This is a genomic window from Amycolatopsis pittospori, from assembly GCF_013870525.1.
Lineage (GTDB): Bacteria > Actinomycetota > Actinomycetes > Mycobacteriales > Pseudonocardiaceae > Amycolatopsis > Amycolatopsis pittospori.
Genome location: NZ_JACBXD010000078.1, coordinates 1 through 18,848 on the forward strand (window position 1 = coordinate 1; position 18,848 = coordinate 18,848).

Below are 18,848 nucleotides of genomic sequence, written 5' to 3' on the forward strand. Positions count from 1 at the left end.
TTCAGGACAGGGTCCTGACCAGGGTTGAGAACCCCTAACAGGTTCTCCCCGGTCAGGGCCCTGTCTCTTTTCATGTCCAGGGACGGACTACAGTGGTCCGTTGGCGCGCCCGATGGGTGTCGCCGGTATCGAAACTTTTTCAATAGTGGCAGGAGGCCAGGTGTCCGAGTTCGGTCGACGTGACTCAGATGATGGCGCGTCCGGCCGGTCGGGCCGCCGGGACGAGAGTCCCCGCGGAGGCCGGTCTGACGCGCAGCGAGGTGACCGGCGTGGTTCCGCCGGCGGCAGGCAGGACCGAGGTGGCCGCGACGGTGGCTACCAGGGCCGTCCGCGCCGTGACGACCGCGGAGCCCGTGGTACCGGCAGTTACCCCGGCAAGCCCGCGCGCAGTGGCGACGGTCCTCGTGACCAGCGCTCCGGTGGCGGCGGCCGCTTCGCCGGCCAGGGACGTGACGAGAACCGTCCGCGCTACAACAACGACGACCGTCGCGGCCCTGGTGCCGGCGACCGTCGTGACGACCGCTCCGGCGGCCGCGACAACGACCGTCGTGGCGGCGGCTACCACTCCGACGACCGTCGCGACAGCCGGGACAGCCGCGGCGGTTACCGCTCGGACAACCGCGGCGGCGATAGCCGAGGTGGAGACCGCGGTGGGTACCGCGGCGGCGACAACCGTGGCAATGACCGTGGTGGTTTCCGATCGGACAACCGCGGTGGCGACAACCGCGGTGGATATCGCTCGGACAACCGTGGCAGCGACAACCGCGGTGGTGACCGTGGTGGGTATCGCTCGGACAGCCGTGGCGGTGACAGCCGTGGTGGCGACCGCGGCGGATATCGCTCGTCCGACAGCCGTCCCGAGCGTCGTTACGACAACCGCTCCGACAACCGTTCGGACAGCCGCTCGGACAACCGTTCCGAAGGCCGGTACGAGAAGCGTTCCGACAGCCGCCCGGCCCGTTCCGGCTACGGCTCGGACAACCGCGGCCGTTCCGACGACCGCCCGTCCGGCAACCGCTACGAAGGACGCCCCCAGGGCAAGTCCTACGGCGACCGCGACAGCCGCGACAGTCGTGACAACCGCGGCGACGACCGTCGTCCGTCCTACCGCGACGACCGCGGCGGTTCGCGTTCCGGTGGCTACAACAGCGACCGCCGGGACGACAAGCGCGGCCCCTCGTCGAGCGATCGCCGTCCCAGCGGCGGTGGCTACGAGCGTAAGTCCTATGGCGACCGGGACAACCGTGGCGGCGACCGTCCCGACCGCAGGCCTTCCGGTGACCGTCCGGAGAAGCGTTACGACGACAAGCGAAGCGACTCCCGCGGTGGCGGCGGCTACAAGCGCGACGACCGTCCCCAGCGTGACCGTTCCGAGGGCCGCAAGGACTTCCGTTCGACGCCTCGTACCGACGACAAGCCGGTCGACGACGAGACCTTGGCGCGCGAGCTGCTGTCGGCTCCGGAACTGCCCGAAGGCATCGAGTTCTCCGACCTCGACGAAGAGGTCCGCCGTGAACTCCGCACCCTGCCCAAGGCACTCGCGGAAACCGTCGGCAAGCACCTTGTCGCCGCGGGCGGTCTGATCGACGAAGATCCCGAAGCCGCGATGGAGCACGCCAAGTACGCGAAGGCCAAGGCGTCGCGGGTCCCGATCGTCCGTGAGGCGCTCGGCCTGGTCGCCTACCACGCGGGCCTCTGGTCCGAGGCGCTGTCCGAGCTGCGGGCCGTCCGCCGGATGACCCGGTCCGACGAGCACATCGCGATCATCGCGGACGCCGAGCGCGCCATCGGCCGCCCGGAGCGGGCGCTCGACCTCGCGAAGGAGGTCGACAAGGAGCGTCTCGGCAAGGCGACCCAGATCGAACTCGCGATCGTCGCCGCCGGCGCGCGCCGTGACCTCGGCCAGCTGGACGCCGCGGTCGTCTCCCTGCAGGGCGACGACCTCAAGGCGGAGAAGCGCGACCCGTGGAGCGCCCGGCTGTTCTACGCCTACGCCGACAACCTCGCCGCCGCGGACCGCAAGGACGAAGCGGTCCGCTGGTTCCTGAACGCGGCAGAGGCCGACGAGGAGGACGAGACCGACGCCGCCGAGCGCGCCGCGGAGCTCACGAATGGCTGACGCCCTGTCGGCCGGGTACGACGCGGTCCTGTTCGACCTCGACGGCACGGTCTATCACGGCAGCAAAGTGGTCCCGGGCGCCCCGGAAGCCCTCCGGGCGCTCCGGGACCACGGCACGGCCGTCCGGTGGGTCACGAACAACGCCTCCAAGGCGCCCGCGGAGGTCTCCGCGCACCTGGAGGCGCTGGGACTGCCCGCCGACCCCGCGGAGGTCCACACGAGCTCTCAGGCGGCCGCCGCCCTCTTGGGTGAGCGGCTGCCTCAGGGCGCCGTCGTACTCGTCGTGGGCACGGAATCACTGGCCGCCCAAATCGAGTCCGCAGGGCTGCGGACGGTCCGGGAAGCCGGTCCGGACGTGGCCGCTGTGGTGCAGGGGCATTCCCCGGACAACACCTGGGCCGCCCTCGCGGAGGCGTGTCTCGCCATCCGCGCGGGCGCGCTGTGGGTGGCGACCAACGTCGACGCGACCCTGCCGACCGAACGCGGTCTGCTGCCGGGCAACGGATCGATGGTGGCCGCGCTGCGTCACGCCACCGGCGTCGAACCGCTCGTGGCGGGCAAACCGGCCCCACTGCTGTTCACGACGGCGGCGAAGGACGCCGGCGCGGAGCGTGCCCTGGTCGTCGGCGACCGGCTGGACACCGACATCGAGGGCGCGGTCGCGGCCGGGATCGACGCTCTGTGCGTCATGACCGGTGTCGCCGACGCGGAATCCCTGCTCAAGGCGACTCCCGAGGAGCGCCCGCGTTACCTCGCGGAGGACCTGACAGGGCTGAGCACCAGGGCGGATCTGCTCGAAATCGGCCCCAAGGACGGCTGGCGCGTCACCGCACAGGGTGACGTGCTCGAGGCCGAGGGTGAAGGCGACTCCCTGGACCTCCTGCGTGCCTTGTGCGCGGTGGCCTGGGAGTCGGGGATCACCGAGGTCCGTGGTGTGGGCGACACCGCCCGCGCCGCGCTCGGCGAGCTGCGCCTCGGCTGACCAGCGCTGCTAACTTGGTGGGGTGCAAGACCACTTCCACCCCGTTCCGCGGCCGCCGCTGCCCGGCCCTCCGCCGGTCCCCGGGCCGCCGCCGGTGCAGGCCGACCAGTTCTCGCAGCAGGACACGGATCCGCGTGCCGGGATCGACGAGGCCGTAGCCGGTCTCGACGACCTCGCCGCTCTGCCGCTGTCGGAGCACGTCGATCGCTTCGAAGCCGTGCACACCGAGCTGACGGTGGCGCTGTCCACCATCGACAAGGTCTGACCGCGTGCCCAAACGCGCCCGCCTGGACGCGGAGCTCGTCCGGCGGGGTCTGGCCCGCTCCCGCGAGCAGGCGTCCGCCCTCATCGCCGAGGGCAAGGTCAGTGTGCGCGGGATGGTGGCCACCAAACCCGCGACCGGTGTCGAGTCCGGCGCGCCCATCGTGGTGCGCGACGGCGACGACCCCGGCTGGGCCTCCCGCGGCGCGCACAAGCTGCTCGGCGCCCTCGAAGCCTTCACGCCACAAGGCCTTTCCACCGAGGGAAAGCGCTGCCTCGACGCCGGTGCCTCGACCGGTGGCTTCACCGATGTCCTGCTGCGCAACGGCGCCGACACGGTGATCGCGGCCGACGTCGGCCGCGGCCTGCTGGACTGGCGCCTGCGCACCGACGACCGCGTGGTCGTCCTCGACAAGACGAACGTCCGCAACCTGACGCCGGAGGATCTCGGCGGTCAGGTCGACCTCGTCGTCGGGGATCTCTCGTTCATCTCGCTCAAACTCGTCCTGCCCGCTCTGGCGGCCTGCGCGCGTGACGGCGCCGATCTGGTGCCGATGGTGAAACCGCAGTTCGAGGTGGGCAAGGACAGGCTCGGCAGCGGCGGCGTGGTCCGGGACCCGGAGCTGCGGGCCGAATCGGTGCTGGGCGTGCTCGCCGAGGCGGAGAAGCTGGATCTAAGCCTGCGCGGCGTCGTGGCGAGCCCGCTTCCCGGACCTTCCGGGAACGTCGAATACTTCGTCTGGCTTACCCGCGGGGCGGGGGAGACCGTCGGCACCGACGCCGAACGGCTCGTCCGGACCGCAGTCCTGGAGGGACCCCAATGAGCGATCGCGAGGTGCTGCTCGTCGTGCACCCGGACCGGGACGCGACCCGGGACGCGGCACGCGAGGTTTCGGCCCGTTTCGCCAAGGCCGGTGTGCGGCTGCGGGTACTCGACGAGGACGTCCGGGAGATGCTAGAGGCAGACGGCGGGATCGGCGCGCCCTGCACGGTCATGGCGCCCGAGCAGGACCCGGCCGCCGGGACCGAGCTGGTGTTCGTACTCGGCGGTGACGGCACCCTCCTGCGGGCCGCCGAACTGGCCAGGCCGAACGGCGTCCCCGTGCTCGGCGTGAACCTCGGCCGCGTCGGCTTCCTCGCCGAGGCCGATTCGGACAAGCTGGCCGACACGGTCCAGCGCGCCGTCGACGGCGATTACCAGGTCGAAGAGCGGATGACCGTCGACGTGATGGTCACCGTCGACGGTGAGGAGACCGTCCACACCTGGGCGCTCAACGAGGCGAGCGTCGAGAAGAGCTCGCGGGAGCGGGTGCTGGACGCGCTCATCGAGGTCGACGGCAGGCCCGTGTCGTCCTTCGGCTGCGACGGCGTCCTGTGCGCCACTCCGACCGGCTCGACGGCGTACGCGTTCTCCGCGGGCGGCCCGATCATCTGGCCGGACGTCCAGGCACTGCTGGTGGTGCCGAGCAACGCGCACGCGATGTTCTCGCGGCCGCTGGTCGTCTCCCGTGACTCGGAGATCACCGTCGCCATCGATCCGGACGGTTCGCCCGCCGTCCTGACCTGCGACGGATCGCGGACCTTCGATCTTCCCGCCGGCGCGGCCGTACGGGTCACCTGTGGCCGGGTGCCGGTGCGGCTGATCCGGCTGTGGGAAGGCCCGTTCACCGACCGGCTGGTGCACAAGTTCTCGTTGCCGATCAAGGGCTGGCGGGAGCGACACGCCCGCTGACCGACGTCATGAACGGACCTTTCATAACGGATTTTGTTATGAAAGGTCCGTTCATGACGTGGCGGGTGCGGGAACCGTCGGGGTGGGCCGCTACGGTGGGCGTCGTGCTGGCCGAGATGCGCATCCAGGGCCTCGGAGTCATCGAGGACGCCCTGCTGGAACTGCACGCGGGCTTCACCGTCGTCACCGGTGAGACGGGTGCGGGCAAGACGATGGTCGTCAGCGGGTTGCACCTGCTCTCCGGCGGCCGAGCCGAAGTGTCCAAGGTGCGAACGGGAATGCTGAAGGCCTTCGTGGAAGGCCGATTCGAGCTGGGCGGCGCCGAGGGCGCCACCCGGATCGTCACCGACGCCGGGGCGGAGGTCGACGAGGACGGCAGCGTCATCGCGCTGCGCGCGGTCTCGGTCGACGGCCGGTCCCGCGCCCACCTCGGTGGCCGTTCGGTGCCGGTCGGCGTACTGGCCGACCTGTCCGAGCAGCTGATCGCGGTGCACGGGCAGAACGATCAGCTGCGCCTGCTGCGGCCCGCCGAGCAGCGCGCGGTGATCGACCGGTTCGCTGGTGAAGCCGTCACCGAACCGCTGGAGCAGTACCGCGCTGTCCGGGACGAATGGCTCGCCGTCGTCGCCGAACTGACCGAGCGGTCCACCCGCTCCCGCGAGATGGCGCAACAGGCCGACCTGCTGAAGCACGGTCTCGCCGAGATCGACGCCGTCGCGCCGGAACCCGGCGAGGACACCGAACTCACCGAGCAGATCAAGCGCCTGGCCGCGGTCGACGAACTGCGGGCCGCCTCGAGCGCCGCGCACGCCGCCGTCGCGGGTTCGCCCGACGGGGATCCGGACGCTCCCGGGGCGCTGGGGCTGATCGGCGAGGCGACGCGCCACCTGACCGGTTCCGAGGACGCGGTACTGCGTGAGCTCGGGCCCAGGCTCGACGAGGCGTCGGTGCTGCTGTCCGAAGTGGGCACCGAGCTGGGCAGCTATCTCGAAACCCTCGACGCCGACCCGGCGTTGCTGGAGAAGGTGCTCGCACGTCAGGCCGACCTGAAGCGGCTCACCCGCAAGTACGCGGCCGATGTGGACGGTGTGCTCGCCTGGGCCGACGACGCCCGTCGCCGGATGTCCACGATGGACACCTCCGAGGAGGCGCTGGCCGGGCTGGCGAAGCGCCGCGACGAACTGGCCGTCACGCTGGCGGAACACGCTCTCACCCTGTCCGAGGCCCGGGTCGAGGCCGCCGCGGAACTGGCCGAGGCGATCACCGCCGAGATGGCCGGGCTCGCCATGGGCCAGGCCGAAATCGAGATCACCGTCGAGCGGCGCACGGTCGACGAGAGCGACACCCACGCGGTGAAGATCGACGGCAGGCTGGTGCACGCCGGACCTGACGGCGTCGACGACGTCGAACTACTGCTCCGCGCGCACAACGGCGCACCGCCGCTGCCGGTGCACAAGGCCGCTTCCGGCGGTGAGCTCTCCCGCGTGATGCTGGCGATCGAGGTCGTCCTCGCGCATGCGGACACCGTGCAGACGCTGGTGTTCGACGAGGTCGACGCCGGTGTCGGCGGCCGCGCGGCGGTGGAGATCGGCAGGCGGCTCGCGCGGCTGGCGCGCAGCCACCAGGTCCTGGTGGTCACGCACCTGCCGCAGGTGGCCGCGTTCGCCGATCAGCATCTGGTGGTGGACAAGGGCACCAGTGGCGGGGTGACCCGCAGTGGCGTGCGCGTGCTCGAACAATCGGAGCGCGTCGTCGAACTCGCGCGGATGCTCGCCGGAATGGAAAGCACCGAGACCGGCCGGGCGCACGCGGAGGAATTGCTCGCCGTCGCCGAGGCCGACAAGAGCGCGCCCGACAAGCCCAAAGCCCGCCGCGGCGGAAAGCGCAAGAAGGCGAAATAACGCTCCGAAACCGGGTCGACCCCTTCGTGGGACAACCGGCGTAGCCCGACCCGGTGTGGGTTAATCGGCGTGTTTTCTTCGGCGTGGCGGACGCATATGGCCGCACCGATTTGTCACTATCGGTCGCATGAAGCTCACCGGCTTGCTCACGCGTAACCAAGAGGCCCTCCCCGGTATCACCGGCGTCGCCAGGGTCGACAGGCGTACGCGCGAACTGCTTCGCCGGCTGAGCCCGGGCGACATCGTCGTCCTGGACCAGCTCGATCTCGACCGTTCGACGGCCGATGCCTTGGTGGAGGCCGAAGTCGCGGCGGTGGTGAACGCCTCGCCGTCGATCTCGGGCAGGTTCCCCAACCTGGGCCCGGAGATCCTGCTCGAGGCAGGCATCCCGCTGGTCGATTCGGTCGGCGGCGAGTTGCTGCGCAAGGTGAAGGACGGGACGAAGCTCCGGCTGCACGAGGGCGTCGTCTACATCGGTGAGCGGCAGATCGGTTCGGGGGTCCAGCAGACGCGCGAGAGCGTCGCGGATCAGATGATCGAAGCCAAGGCCGGGATGTCCACCCAGCTGGAGGCCTTCTCCGCGAACACGATCGAATTCCTCCGCCGGGAACGCAGTCTCATTCTCGACGGCGTCGGCGTGCCGGAGATCCGGGTTCCGCTGCGGGATCGCCACGCCCTCGTGGTCGCGGGCGGCAACGGTCACGCCGAAGACCTCAAGAAACTGAAGAAGTACATTTCCGAGCACCGGCCGGTGCTGATCGGTGTCGACGCCGGGGCGGACACGCTTCGCGCGCAGGGCTACCTGCCGGACGTCATCGTCGGTGACCCGCACGGCATCGGCGCGGAGACGCTGCGCAGTGGCGGCGAGGTCGTGGTCCCGGCACAGCCGGACGGGCACGCGCCGGGTGTCGAGCGCATCCAGGACCTCGGGATCGGCGCGGTCACCTTCCCCGCCACGGGTAACGCCGAGGATCTGGCGCTGCTGCTGGCCGACGCACACGAGGCGAGCCTGGTGGTGACCGTCGGTTTCCAGGCGACGCTGCGGGAATTCCTCGACCACGGCCGGTCCGGGTCGAATCCGTCGACGTTCCTCACCCGGCTCAAACTCGGCACGAAGCTGGTCGACGGCAAGGCGGTCGCGACGCTGCACCGCAGCCGGGTGTCGATCGGCGCCATCGTCCTGCTGGTCGTGGCGACCTTGGTGGCCGTCGCGGCCGCGCTGCTCGTCTCGGACGTGGGTTCGGTCTACCTCGACTGGATCCGCGACACCTGGAACTCGTTCATCGCCTGGGGCAAGGGACTCTTCACGTGATTTCTCTGCGGTACCACATCGTTTCCATCGCCGCCTGCTTCCTGGCGCTCGCCATCGGCGTGGTGCTCGGCTCCACGGCGCTGAACGGCACGCTGCTGTCCGGTCTCGCCGGGCAGAAGGAGGACCTGGGCACCCAGGTCGCGGATCTGGAAGCGCAGCGCAACTCCCTCAACGCCCGTCTCGGCGACGCGGACGCGTTCGCCGGCGCGATGGGACCGAAGGTCGTCGCCGGTCAGCTGGACAAGCGTTCGGTGGTCCTGGTGACCACGGAGGACGCGAAGCCCGCGGACCGTGACGCGCTCAAGCAGCTCGTCGCGCAGGCCGGCGCGTCGGTCACCGGCGAGATCCAGCTGACCGAGGCCTTCTCCGACCCGATGCGGTCCGACCAGCTGCGTGACGTCGTGAGCCGTCTTCAGCCCGCCGGTGTCCAGTTCCCGACCGCGGGCGACCCGGGCACGCTGGCCGGTGCGCTGCTCGGTTCGGTGGCGCTGCTGAACAAGGACAACGCGCAGCCGCAGTCCACGCCGGTGGAACTGGCCGCCGCGCTCGGCGGGCTCACCGACGGTGGTTTCCTCAAGACCGGCGGCGAGGTGAAGCCCGCGCAGCTCGCGATCGTGCTCACCGGCTCCAAGTACACCGGCGACGGCGCGGGCGACCGTGCCTCGACCGTCGCGCGGTTCGCCGCCCAGCTCGACCGTTCGGGTGCCGGCACGGTGCTCGCGGGCGACGCCGGATCGGCCGACGGCACCGGCGCGATCGGCGTCGTGCGCGCCGACACCTCGTCGACCTCCATCCTGTCCACTGTGGACAACGCGGAGACCTCGGCGGGCCGGGTCACCACGATCATGGCGCTGCGCGAACAACTCGAAGGCGGCGCCGGACGCTACGGCATCGCCGGCAACGCCCAGGCTCCCGCGCCGGGCATCGCCGCCGAAGGCAACTGACCCCCTTCGCGTTCAGTCCTCTGAATGCGATCCTTGCGCGTGCAACTACCGCATTCAGAGGACTAAACGCGGGGCCAGACGCGGGTCTTGGGCAAAGGGCGGGCGTAGGAACCGGCCCGGCTGGTCTTGAGGTTCAGGGACACCAGGGATTCGGCCAGGCGGACCGCCGCCGCGACGCCGTCGATCACCGGGATGTCCAGCATCGCGGAGATCCGGCGGTCCAGTCCGGTCATCCCGGCACAGCCGAGGACGAGGACTTCCGCGCCGGCGTCCCGGGCACGGCGTCCGGCGGTCAGCAGGGCCGATTCCGTGCGGCGTTCGTCGGTCAGTTCGAGGACGCCCAGCCCGGCACCGAGGACGCCGACGCAGTTCTGCGCGACCCCGGACGCGTGCAGACTGTCTTCGATGAGCCCGCACGTCCGGTCCAATGTGGTCACCACGCCGTAGCGCCTTCCCAGCAGGCAGGCCAGATGCGCGGCCGCCTCGGTGATGTCGACGACCGGGACGTCGAGCAGTTCCCGTGCCCCTTCCCGGCCGTGTTCGCCGAAACCGGCCATCACGAGCGCGTCGTAGGGCTCGTCCAGCCCGTTCAGGAGGTCGAGGACGGCCGCCGCGCTGAGAAAGCTGTCCAGCCATCCCTCCGCGGATTCGGGACCCCACAACGGCGTTCTGGCCAGGATCTCGGTACCGGGGCTCGCCGCGGCACGGGCGCCCGCCTCGATCTCCTTCGTCATCGCTTCGGTCGTATTGCAGTTGGTGACCAGGATCCGCATCACGCGGCCCGCTGTTTCCGCGCCACCGCCAGGTAGAGCGCGGCGGCGGAGGCGGTGCCGATGAACCATGAGTACGGCGCGGCCGGGGCGAAGAACGGCACCAGTGCGATGACCGCGGACAACGCGGCCGTGGGCAGGAAGGTGAGCATCGCCGACGGGTTCACGCCGCGTTTGTAGTGGTACGGCGAGTCCGGCCCGGCCACGAATAGTTTGCCGACGTCGATCCGGCCGCGTTTGATCAGGTAGTAGTCGACGATCATGATCCCGAACAGCGGGCCCAGGAACGCGCCGAGACCGCCGAGGAAGTAGTTGACCACGGCGGGGGACGAGTACAGCTTCCACGGCAGCACGCACAGGGCCGCGACCGCGCTGATCATCCCACCGATGGTGAATGTGATCCGTTTCGGCCAGATGTTGGCCAGATCGTAGGCGGGGGAGACGAAGTTCGCGACGATGTTCACGCCCATGGTGGCGATGGCGAAGGTCAGCGCGCCGATGATCAGTACGGGCGTGTTGTCGATACGCGCCAACAGTTCCGCCGGGTCGGTGATGGCCTCGCCGAACACCTGCAGGCTGCCCGCGGTCACCAGGACCGAAAGCAGCGCGAACGCCGTCGAGTTGATCGGCAGACCCCAGAAGTTGCCGCGCCGCACCGTTTTCTGGTTCGGGGCGAACCGGGAGAAGTCGCAGAAGTTGAGCATCAGGGTGCCGTAGATCGACAGGATGAGCCCCACCGCGCCGAACCACTGCCGCACCTGTTCGCCGGTGGACAACGCCTTCGGGTTACCGGTCAGGGAGATGTTCCAGTCCGCGGCGGCCAGCACCCACACCGCGAGCGCGATCATCACCACCCAGATGCCCGGACCACACCAGTCCTGGAACTTGCGCACCGCTTCCATACCGCGGGTGAGCACCAGTGCCTGCGCCAGCCACAGCGCGATGAAGCAGATCCAACCGAGGGCGTGCAGGCCGAGGAAACCGACCTCCGTCAACGGTTTCAGCCCCGGATCGATCGCGAGGACCAGCAGCGTGATGGCCACCGACGCGAGGTAGGTCTGGATGCCGTACCAGAAGATCGCGATGATGGCGCGGATCAGCGCGGGCAGGTTCGCGCCGAAGGTGCCGAAACTGATGCGGGCGACGACGGGGAAGGGGACACCGGTCTTCTGGCCGATCCGCCCCATCATGTTCATGCCGAAGTAGATGACCACGAAACCGAACAACAGCGCGGTGAACACCTGCCAGGCGGAGAGCCCGAGGACGAACAGGCCGGCCGCGAAGGTGTAGTTGCCGAGGTTGTGCACGTCCGACATCCACAGCGCGAAGATGTCGTAGACCTTCCAGCGGCGCTCTTTCGCCGGGGCTAGGTCCTCGTTCCAGAGCCGGGGATCGGGCTGATCCGCCGTGGTCGCTTCGGTCCGGGTGGCTGGGGCGGCGGTCATGCGGCCTCCGATCGACGGGGTGAAGCCGTGCGGTCCGGTCGATTTGGTATCCCAAAATTTGGTATCCCAAATATCACCCCGCGGTGGCCCGTCGTCAAGGTTTCTGCCGATAAACTCGGGTTACGAGCTGTTACGGCATGGTGAAGGAGCGGGGGACGGGTGACCGAGGAAGGACCGCGGCAGCCGCTGGGCGCGACCCGGCAGCGCGTCCGGGACGAGCTGCGCGAACGGATCCTCACCGGGCGGTTGAAGCCGGGGGACCGGCTGGTCGAACGCGAACTCGCCGAAGACCTCGGCGTATCGCGGGTCCCGGTACGCGAGGCCATCCGCAGCCTGGAAGCGGAGGGCTTCCTCGTCGTGCAGTCGCCGCGGCGGATCGTCGTGCGACAGCTGGCCAAGGCGGACGTCGAGGAGCTGTTCGACGTCCGTGAGGCGCTCGAAGGACTCGCCGCCGGGCTGGCCGCCGAGCGGGCGGGCAAACCGGAACTCCGCGCACTCGAACGGCTGCTCGCCGACGCGGCCCGTGCCACCGAATCGGGTGATCCTGCCCGGATCACCAAACTCAACACCCGCTTCCACGACGAGATCGTCGCGCTGGCGGGTAATGGCCTGCTACACGAGATCCTGCGGCCGCTCGAAGGCAGGCTGCGCTGGCTGACCAGCCAGAACGAGCATTGGGGCGAACTGCTCGACGAGCACCGCCGTCTCTACGACGCGATCGCTTCAGGTGACGCGGACCGGGCGCGGACCCAGGCGGTCGAGCACGTCCGGGTGAATCGTGCGGTCACGGTGCGGACGTTGTTCCCGGAGGACGACGGCGAACGCTCGGCGGGCTGAACCGTGCCAGGATCGGGGGATGATCACCGATGAAGAACGGGCCGCCCGCACCGCGCGGGCGGTGGCCGCCGCGGTTTCCGCGGGCCGCGACCTCGGCGTCACCGTCGACGAACCCGAGGTCCTGTACGACGTCTTCTCCGTCATCGTCCGGTTGGCGCCTTCGCCCGTGGTCGTGCGCGTGCCGACCGTGCTGCCGCGGACGACGACCCTCGAAACCCAGCTGATCGACCAGCGGCGTGAGCTCGCCGTCGCCGCCTGGCTTGGCGAGCGAGGACTCCCGGTCGTCAAGCCGAGCCCGCTGGTGCCGGCGGAACCCGTTCAGCGCGACGGCTTCTCGATGACCTTCTGGGAGTACATCGAGTTCGTCGAGGACGCGAATCTCGCCGTGGCGTATTCCGCCGGACTCGTGGCCAAGCTGCACGCCGCGCTGCGCGACTACCCCGGCGAGCTGGCGTTCTTGACCGGGCTCGACCCGTTCATCCCCGATGGTCTCGCCCAGCTCGAAGGCCGTCCGGAGCTGCTCGACCCCGCCGACCTCGATCGCGCCCGTCGCGAATGGGAGGTCTTCCGGCCGCTGCTCGCGTCGGAGGAGGCGTTCACCAAGGCGTTCCCCGGCGTCACGGTCCAGCCGATCCACGGCGACGCGCCGGGCTACAACCTGATCGTCACCACCGAGGGCGACCTCTACGCCGACTTCGAACTCGTCAACCGCGGCCCGATCGAGCGCGACCTCGCCTTCAACGGTCCCGAGGGCATCGAGGCCTACAACGCGGCCGCCGAGAAGCTGGGACTGCGCAAGGCCGACGACGGCGTGCTCCGGACGCTGGAGGCCGTGAGCCTGCTGCAACTGGTCGCGTGCCTATCGATGGCGCCCGACCTGCCGATGCTCGTGGACGGTCTCAAGCCGATGATCGACCAGTGGCGCGAAACGCCCTTCGCTGGTGCGGGTGTTGGCAGCCAGGCGAAGCCTGCCCGTTGAGGGTGGTGGTGGGGCGGGGTCCGGGCTAGCCGAGCATCGAGGTCCAGGCTTCGGCGAATCCGGGGAAGGTCTTCCCGACCGTCTCCGGGTTCTCCACCTCGACGCCTTCGACGCGCAGGCCCAGGACGGCCGCCGCCATCACCAGCCGATGATCGTCGTAGGTGTGGAACTTCCCGCCGTGCAGCGGCGCCGGCGTGATCCTCAGCCCGTCCTCGGTCTCGCGGACGTCGGCGCCGAACGACGACAGTTCGGTGGCCAGCGCGGTCAGCCGGTCGGTCTCGTGGCCGCGCAGATGCGCCACCCCGGAGATGACCGACGGGCCCTCGGCGAAGCACAGCAACGCCGCGATCACCGGGGTCAGTTCGCCGACCTCGTGCAGATCCAGTTCGACGCCCGGGATCGTGCCGGTGCCGGTGACCGTCAGGCCGCCCGCGTCGAGTTCGGCGGTGGCGCCGAGCAACGGCAGCAGGCTGCGCAGCCAGTCGCCCGGCTGGGTCGTCCGCTGGGGCCAGCCGGCGATCCGGACGGTGCCGCCGGTCGCGACGGCCGCGGCGACGAACGGCGCGGCCGTCGAGAGGTCCGGCTCGACGACGTACTCGGGGCAGGAGAGCCGCGTGGGGGCGACGTGGAACTCGGCGCCCTCGCGGTCCACAGTGGCACCGAAACGACGCAGCATCTCCACGGTCATCGCGATATGCGGTTCGCTCGGCACCGCGCCGCCGACCAGGCGCACGGTGACGCCCTGCTGGAACGACGGCCCGGCGAGCAGCAGCGCCGACAGGAACTGGCTCGACGCCGACGAGTCCAGGTCGACCTTGCCGCCCCGGATCCCGCCTTCGCCGTGGACGGTGAACGGCGGCGCCTCGCGGCGATCGTCGTCGATGCGGGCGCCGAGGCCGCGCAACGCCTTCAGCAGCGGCCCGATCGGACGGCGGCGGATGGCCTCGTCGCCGTCGAACAGCGCCGGGCCGGTGCCCAGCGCGGCGAGCGCGGGCGTGAACCGGGCGACCGTGCCCGCGTTGCCGAGTTCCACCCGGACGGTGTCGCCGGGATGCACGCGTCCGGGGCCGAGTGGATGCACGAGGTAGCCGGAGATGCTCTCCTGCGAATGGGCGCCGAGGGCGTACAGGGCGCCGAGCATCAGCCGGGCGTCCCGGGAGTCGAGCGGGGTCCGCACCCGCGTCGGCGCGCTCGCGAGCGCGGCCAGGACGTAGGCCCGGTTGGTGATCGACTTCGAACCGGGGACGCGGATGTCCGCGTCGAGCGGGCCTTCCGCCACCGGTGCGGTCCAGGTGTCCTGCGCGTCTGTCACGCCGCGAGGGTAGCGGTTTTCCACTCCATCGGACGCTTGCGGCGTGGCCGATGAGCGCTTCCGCGGGCGTGGGATAAGGTGGAAGCCCGTGGGACTTCAGTCGCGGGCTACCAAGTATGTCTTTGTCACCGGAGGCGTTGCCTCCTCTCTGGGTAAGGGACTCACGGCTTCCAGCCTGGGTCAGCTCCTTACCGCACGTGGGCTCCGGGTCACGATGCAGAAGCTGGATCCGTACCTCAACGTCGATCCAGGCACGATGAACCCGTTCCAGCACGGTGAGGTGTTCGTCACGGACGACGGCGCCGAAACCGATCTGGACATCGGGCACTACGAACGCTTTCTCGACCGGGCCCTCGACGGCAAGGCCAACGTCACCACCGGACAGGTCTACTCCGAGGTCATCGCCAAGGAACGCCGTGGCGAGTACCTCGGCGACACCGTGCAGGTCATCCCGCACATCACCGACGAGATCAAGGCCAGGATCACCGCCGCGGCCGGCGCCGACGAGGACGGGAACAGCCCGGACGTCGTGATCACCGAGGTCGGCGGCACTGTCGGCGACATCGAGTCGCTGCCGTTCCTGGAGGCCTGCCGTCAGGTCCGCCACGACGTCGGCCGTGACCACTGCTTCTTCCTCCATGTCTCGCTGGTGCCTTACCTCGCCCCCTCGGGCGAGTTGAAGACCAAGCCGACCCAGCACTCCGTCGCCGCGCTGCGCAACATCGGTATCCAGCCCGACGCGCTCGTCTGCCGCGCCGACCGTGAGCTGCCGGAGGACCTCAAGCGCAAGATCGGCTTGATGTGCGACGTGGACACCGAAGCCGTCATCGCCTGCCCCGACGCGCCGTCGATCTACGACATCCCGAAGGTGCTGCACCGTGAGGCGCTCGACGCCTATGTGGTGCGCCGCCTCGGGCTGCCGTTCCGCGACGTCGACTGGACCGTGTGGGGCGACCTGCTCGACCGCGTGCACAACCCGTCGGAGACGGTGCGGGTCGCGCTCGTCGGCAAGTACATCGACCTGCCGGACGCCTACCTTTCGGTGACAGAGGCGCTGCGCGCGGGCGGGTTCGCCCACCGCGCCAAGGTCGAGATCTCCTGGGTCGCCTCGGACTCCTGTGAGACCCCGGCAGGCGCCGCCGCCGCACTGTCCGGTGTGGACGGTGTGCTGGTGCCCGGCGGGTTCGGCGTGCGCGGGATCGAGGGCAAGGTCGGCGCCATCGCCTACGCCCGGACGAACGGCTTGCCGCTGCTGGGCCTGTGCCTCGGCCTGCAGTGCATGGTGATCGACGCGGCCAGGAACCTGGCCGGGATCAAGGACGCGAACTCGGCCGAGTTCGACGACGCGAGCGCGAACCCGGTCATCTCCACGATGGCCGACCAGCGCGACGTCGTCGCGGGTGAGCGCGACATGGGCGGCACGATGCGGCTCGGCGCCTACATCGCCAAGCTCAAGCCGGGCTCGCAGGTCGCGAAGGCGTACGGCAGCACCGAGGTCTCCGAGCGGCACCGTCACCGCTACGAGGTCAACAACGCCTACCGCAAGCGCCTTTCCGAGGCCGGTCTGGTGTTCTCGGGCACCTCGCCCGACGACCGCCTGGTCGAGTTCGTCGAGCTGCCCGCGGACAAGCACCCGTTCTTCGTCGGCACCCAGGCCCACCCGGAGCTCAAGAGCCGCCCGACCCGGCCGCATCCGCTGTTCAGCTCGTTCGTGAAGGCCGTCGTGGACCGCAAGGTCGCCGAGCGGCTCCCGGTCGAGCTGCCCGAGGTCCCCGTGGTGGCCCGGTGACCGAGCCCGGCAAGCACGAGTTCACCGTCGCGTCCACAAGGGACGTCCACATCGGACGCGTCGTGGGGCTGCGGGTCGACGAGGTCGTGATGCCCGGCGGCGGGACCGCTCGCCGTGAGGTCGTCGAGCACCTCGGCGCTGTCGCCGTCGTCGCGCTCGACTCCGAAGGCGCGGTCACGCTGATCCACCAGTACCGCCACCCGATCGGGCGGCGGCTGTGGGAACTGCCCGCCGGCCTGATCGACAAGGCGGGGGAGGACCCCGTCGGCGCCGCCAAACGCGAGCTGGTCGAGGAGGTCGGGCTCAGCGCCGGGCGCTGGGAGACCCTGGTCGACGTCGCGGCGTCCCCCGGCTTCACCGACGAGGTCGTCCGCGTCTACCTCGCCCGCGAACTGTCCGAAGTGGACAGGGAGATCCTCGGTGAGGAGGAGGCCGACCTCGTCATGCGGAAGTTCCCGCTCGCCGAGGCGGTCCGGATGGCGCTGGCGGGTGAACTGGTGAACGGGGCGACCGTCGGCGGAGTGCTGGCCGCGCACGCGGTGCTTTCGGGTGCCGGCGCGTCCCGGCCCGCGGACGCGCCTTGGGAGGACCGGCCGACGAAGTTCGCTTCGCGCGGTCTCTAGCCGCTTCGCGCTGCTATGAACGACCCGTTACTTGCAAAATTTGCAAGTAACGGGTCGTTCATAGCATTCGGGAGTGGGCGGGGGCCTTCACGCACCTGGAGTCGGGGAGCAGCCGGGACCGGGCGGCACAGTGCCTCGTGTCGCCCCTCATCGCTCGGTCTCATGGCAGGTGTTGCGAAAGCCACTTTCGCAACCTTCAACGTTGCGAAAGTGGCTTTCGCGACACCGGCAGACGGCAGACGGCAGACGGCGCCCCGAAGGGGTCCTTCAAGAGAGCGTTCAGTCGCGGAGGCGGTGGCCCTGCGAATCGGTGCCGCCGTTCGCGAGCAGCACGATCCCGTCGACGATCGGCCACACCACGCCGATGCCGCAGCTGAACACCACGACCGCGAGCTGTGCGAGCGCGATCCCGATATGCCCGGTGTAGAACCGCCCGATCCCGAACGGCAGCACGATCTGCAGCACCCCGGCGGCGACCTTCGACTTCGGCGAGTACGGCATGACCGCCGCCGGTTGCTGGTAGACGGGCACGAACTGCGAGGGGTCCGATCGCGGCGCCAGGTACGCCGGATGTGGGGCGGGCAGATCCTGGAAGAGCGGCCGGAGTTCGCCGAGCGTCACGGCCTCATATGCGGCGAGGACGCGCCCTTCGTATTCGTCCGGCGTGATCCGCCCCTGGCTGTAGTGGTCTGCGAGCAGTCGCGCGGCTTCTTCGCGCTCGGCGGTGCCGACGCGCATCTCCTCCGAAGACATGGTCCCAAGGTATCCCGTTTCACACCCGCGACGCGGCTAGCGCGGCGAACCCCCGAACGGGTGCCGGTGGTCCTAGAGTGTCCGTGTGTCACAGGCTGGCGGTGCCGGAGTCGCCCAGGTGGTCGCCGCTTACCTCGACCATCTGGTGGTCGAGCGCGGAACCGCCCGCAACACCCTCGACAGTTACTCGCGCGATCTGCGCCGATACACCGCGTACCTCGGCGGCGCCGACGTCGAGCGGTTCACCGACGTCACCCCGGCGCATGTCACCTCGTTCGGCGCGGCACTGCGGGAAGGCGACGAAGAGCATCGTCCGCTCGCCGCGTCCTCGGCGGCCCGCGCGCTCGTCGCGGTGCGGGGCCTGCACAAGTTCGCGCACGCGGACGGCATCACCGAGAACGACCCGGCCCGCGAAGTCCGGCCGCCCGCCGCGGCCAAGCGGCTGCCCAAGGCGCTCCCGGTGCACGACGTGCTGAAACTGCTGGAAACCCCGCCGCCGGAAGGGGAGCGGCCGCTGCGGGACCGGGCCCTGCTGGAACTGCTCTATTCGACCGGCGCGCGGATCTCGGAGGCCGTCGGGCTGGACGTCGACGACATCGACGACGCCGAACGGACCGTGCTGCTCGACGGGAAGGGCGGCAAACAGCGGATCGTGCCGATCGGCCGTCCGGCCCTGGAAGCCGTCCACGCCTACCTCGTCCGCGCCCGCCCGGTACTCGCCCTCCACGGCCGGGGGACGCCGGCGATGTTCCTGAACGCCCGCGGCTCCAGGCTTTCCCGGCAGAGCGCGTGGCAGGTTCTCAAGGACACGGCGGAATCCGCGGGCATCACGGCGGGCGTCTCCCCGCATACGTTGCGCCATTCCTTCGCGACGCATCTACTCGAAGGTGGCGCCGACGTCCGCGTCGTGCAGGAACTGCTCGGCCACGCTTCGGTGACCACTACTCAGGTGTACACGCTGGTCACGGTCAATACCCTCCGCGAGGTTTACGCGACAGCACATCCGCGTGCCCTCGGTTAAACGACCCCCTCGATTCCGGCGTGCCTCTTTGGCTCGACTCGCGAATCGCGCATAGGCTGCCGAGGATC

General features: G+C 70.0%; 17 protein-coding genes. 13 read left to right on the forward strand and 4 right to left on the reverse strand.

The window, feature by feature from the left end:
- Window positions 1–160 precede the first annotated feature (160 nt).
- The 8 genes from H5J31_RS31355 to H5J31_RS31390 all read left to right on the forward strand — a co-directional run bounded on the left by H5J31_RS31355 (window position 161) and on the right by H5J31_RS31390 (window position 9,251).
- Window positions 161–2,119 (forward strand): hypothetical protein, encoded by a 1,959-nt coding sequence (locus tag H5J31_RS31355; protein WP_181776282.1) that lies wholly within the window; start codon window positions 161–163, stop codon window positions 2,117–2,119.
- Complete coding sequence (locus tag H5J31_RS31360; RefSeq protein WP_181776283.1) at window positions 2,112–3,101, forward strand: HAD-IIA family hydrolase; 990 nt, start codon at window positions 2,112–2,114, stop codon at window positions 3,099–3,101. The genes H5J31_RS31355 and H5J31_RS31360 overlap by 8 nt, the downstream gene beginning before the upstream one ends.
- 58 nt (window positions 3,102–3,159) lie before the next feature.
- Entirely contained in the window at window positions 3,160–3,366 is a 207-nt protein-coding gene (locus H5J31_RS31365; RefSeq protein ID WP_181776308.1) for a hypothetical protein, read from the forward strand.
- Between the two features lie 4 nt (window positions 3,367–3,370).
- Complete coding sequence (locus H5J31_RS31370; protein WP_181776284.1) at window positions 3,371–4,186, forward strand: TlyA family RNA methyltransferase; 816 nt, start codon at window positions 3,371–3,373, stop codon at window positions 4,184–4,186.
- Entirely contained in the window at window positions 4,183–5,094 is a 912-nt protein-coding gene (locus H5J31_RS31375) for an NAD kinase (protein ID WP_181776285.1), read from the forward strand. Before H5J31_RS31370 ends, H5J31_RS31375 begins: the two co-directional genes overlap by 4 nt.
- Window positions 5,095–5,147: 53 nt before the next feature.
- Window positions 5,148–6,995: a DNA repair protein RecN gene (gene recN / locus H5J31_RS31380; protein WP_207899090.1), complete on the forward strand. Its 1,848-nt coding sequence runs from the start codon at window positions 5,148–5,150 to the stop codon at window positions 6,993–6,995.
- 127 nt (window positions 6,996–7,122) lie between these two features.
- Window positions 7,123–8,307: a putative cytokinetic ring protein SteA gene (steA, locus tag H5J31_RS31385; RefSeq protein WP_181776286.1), complete on the forward strand. Its 1,185-nt coding sequence runs from the start codon at window positions 7,123–7,125 to the stop codon at window positions 8,305–8,307.
- Entirely contained in the window at window positions 8,304–9,251 is a 948-nt protein-coding gene (locus H5J31_RS31390) for a copper transporter (protein WP_181776287.1), read from the forward strand. The genes steA and H5J31_RS31390 overlap by 4 nt, the downstream gene beginning before the upstream one ends.
- 62 nt (window positions 9,252–9,313) lie before the next feature.
- Here H5J31_RS31390 and H5J31_RS31395 read toward each other — a convergent pair whose 3' ends face one another.
- Both H5J31_RS31395 and H5J31_RS31400 read right to left on the reverse strand, forming a co-directional pair.
- Complete coding sequence (locus H5J31_RS31395) at window positions 9,314–10,024, reverse strand: aspartate/glutamate racemase family protein (RefSeq protein WP_181776288.1); 711 nt, start codon at window positions 10,022–10,024, stop codon at window positions 9,314–9,316.
- Complete coding sequence (locus tag H5J31_RS31400) at window positions 10,024–11,466, reverse strand: NCS1 family nucleobase:cation symporter-1 (protein ID WP_181776289.1); 1,443 nt, start codon at window positions 11,464–11,466, stop codon at window positions 10,024–10,026. The genes H5J31_RS31395 and H5J31_RS31400 overlap by 1 nt, the downstream gene beginning before the upstream one ends.
- 159 nt (window positions 11,467–11,625) lie before the next feature.
- On the opposite strand from H5J31_RS31400, the gene H5J31_RS31405 reads away from it, so the two are divergent.
- Together H5J31_RS31405 and H5J31_RS31410 are read left to right on the forward strand one after the other, a co-directional pair.
- On the forward strand, window positions 11,626–12,303 hold the full coding sequence (locus H5J31_RS31405) for a GntR family transcriptional regulator (protein ID WP_181776290.1): 678 nt from the start codon (window positions 11,626–11,628) through the stop codon (window positions 12,301–12,303).
- A gap of 19 nt (window positions 12,304–12,322) precedes the next feature.
- Window positions 12,323–13,282, forward strand: coding sequence for an aminoglycoside phosphotransferase/kinase family protein (locus tag H5J31_RS31410; RefSeq protein WP_181776291.1), 960 nt, complete (start codon window positions 12,323–12,325; stop codon window positions 13,280–13,282).
- Between the two features lie 25 nt (window positions 13,283–13,307).
- On the opposite strand, the gene aroA is transcribed toward H5J31_RS31410, so the two are convergent.
- Window positions 13,308–14,594, reverse strand: coding sequence for a 3-phosphoshikimate 1-carboxyvinyltransferase (gene aroA, locus H5J31_RS31415; RefSeq protein WP_181776292.1), 1,287 nt, complete (start codon window positions 14,592–14,594; stop codon window positions 13,308–13,310).
- Between the two features lie 88 nt (window positions 14,595–14,682).
- Here aroA and H5J31_RS31420 point away from each other — a divergent pair, with 88 nt between their 5' ends.
- The gene (locus tag H5J31_RS31420; protein ID WP_181776293.1) at window positions 14,683–16,383 is read left to right on the forward strand and encodes a CTP synthase; all 1,701 of its coding nucleotides are present in this window, start codon (window positions 14,683–14,685) and stop codon (window positions 16,381–16,383) included.
- The gene (locus tag H5J31_RS31425; protein WP_181776294.1) at window positions 16,380–17,006 is read left to right on the forward strand and encodes an NUDIX domain-containing protein; all 627 of its coding nucleotides are present in this window, start codon (window positions 16,380–16,382) and stop codon (window positions 17,004–17,006) included. The genes H5J31_RS31420 and H5J31_RS31425 overlap by 4 nt, the downstream gene beginning before the upstream one ends.
- 279 nt (window positions 17,007–17,285) lie before the next feature.
- Here H5J31_RS31425 and H5J31_RS31430 read toward each other — a convergent pair whose 3' ends face one another.
- On the reverse strand, window positions 17,286–17,759 hold the full coding sequence (locus H5J31_RS31430) for a DUF1707 domain-containing protein (protein ID WP_181776295.1): 474 nt from the start codon (window positions 17,757–17,759) through the stop codon (window positions 17,286–17,288).
- Between the two features lie 118 nt (window positions 17,760–17,877).
- On the opposite strand from H5J31_RS31430, the gene xerD reads away from it, so the two are divergent.
- The gene (xerD, locus tag H5J31_RS31435; protein WP_181776310.1) at window positions 17,878–18,780 is read left to right on the forward strand and encodes a site-specific tyrosine recombinase XerD; all 903 of its coding nucleotides are present in this window, start codon (window positions 17,878–17,880) and stop codon (window positions 18,778–18,780) included.
- The last annotated feature ends 68 nt before the right edge of the window (window positions 18,781–18,848 follow it).

Excerpts from the sequence above, each read along its gene's own strand:
- H5J31_RS31360 (WP_181776283.1), top strand. The coding sequence starts at position 2,112 with ATGGCTGACGCCCTGTCGGCCGGGTACGACGCGGTCCTGTTCGACCTC.
- H5J31_RS31375 (WP_181776285.1), top strand. The coding sequence starts at position 4,183 with ATGAGCGATCGCGAGGTGCTGCTCGTCGTGCACCCGGACCGGGACGCG.
- recN (WP_207899090.1), top strand. The coding sequence starts at position 5,148 with ATGACGTGGCGGGTGCGGGAACCGTCGGGGTGGGCCGCTACGGTGGGC.
- steA (WP_181776286.1), top strand. The coding sequence starts at position 7,123 with ATGAAGCTCACCGGCTTGCTCACGCGTAACCAAGAGGCCCTCCCCGGT.
- H5J31_RS31395 (WP_181776288.1), bottom strand. The coding sequence starts at position 10,024 with ATGCGGATCCTGGTCACCAACTGCAATACGACCGAAGCGATGACGAAG.
- H5J31_RS31400 (WP_181776289.1), bottom strand. The coding sequence starts at position 11,466 with ATGACCGCCGCCCCAGCCACCCGGACCGAAGCGACCACGGCGGATCAG.
- H5J31_RS31410 (WP_181776291.1), top strand. The coding sequence starts at position 12,323 with ATGATCACCGATGAAGAACGGGCCGCCCGCACCGCGCGGGCGGTGGCC.
- H5J31_RS31430 (WP_181776295.1), bottom strand. The coding sequence starts at position 17,759 with ATGTCTTCGGAGGAGATGCGCGTCGGCACCGCCGAGCGCGAAGAAGCC.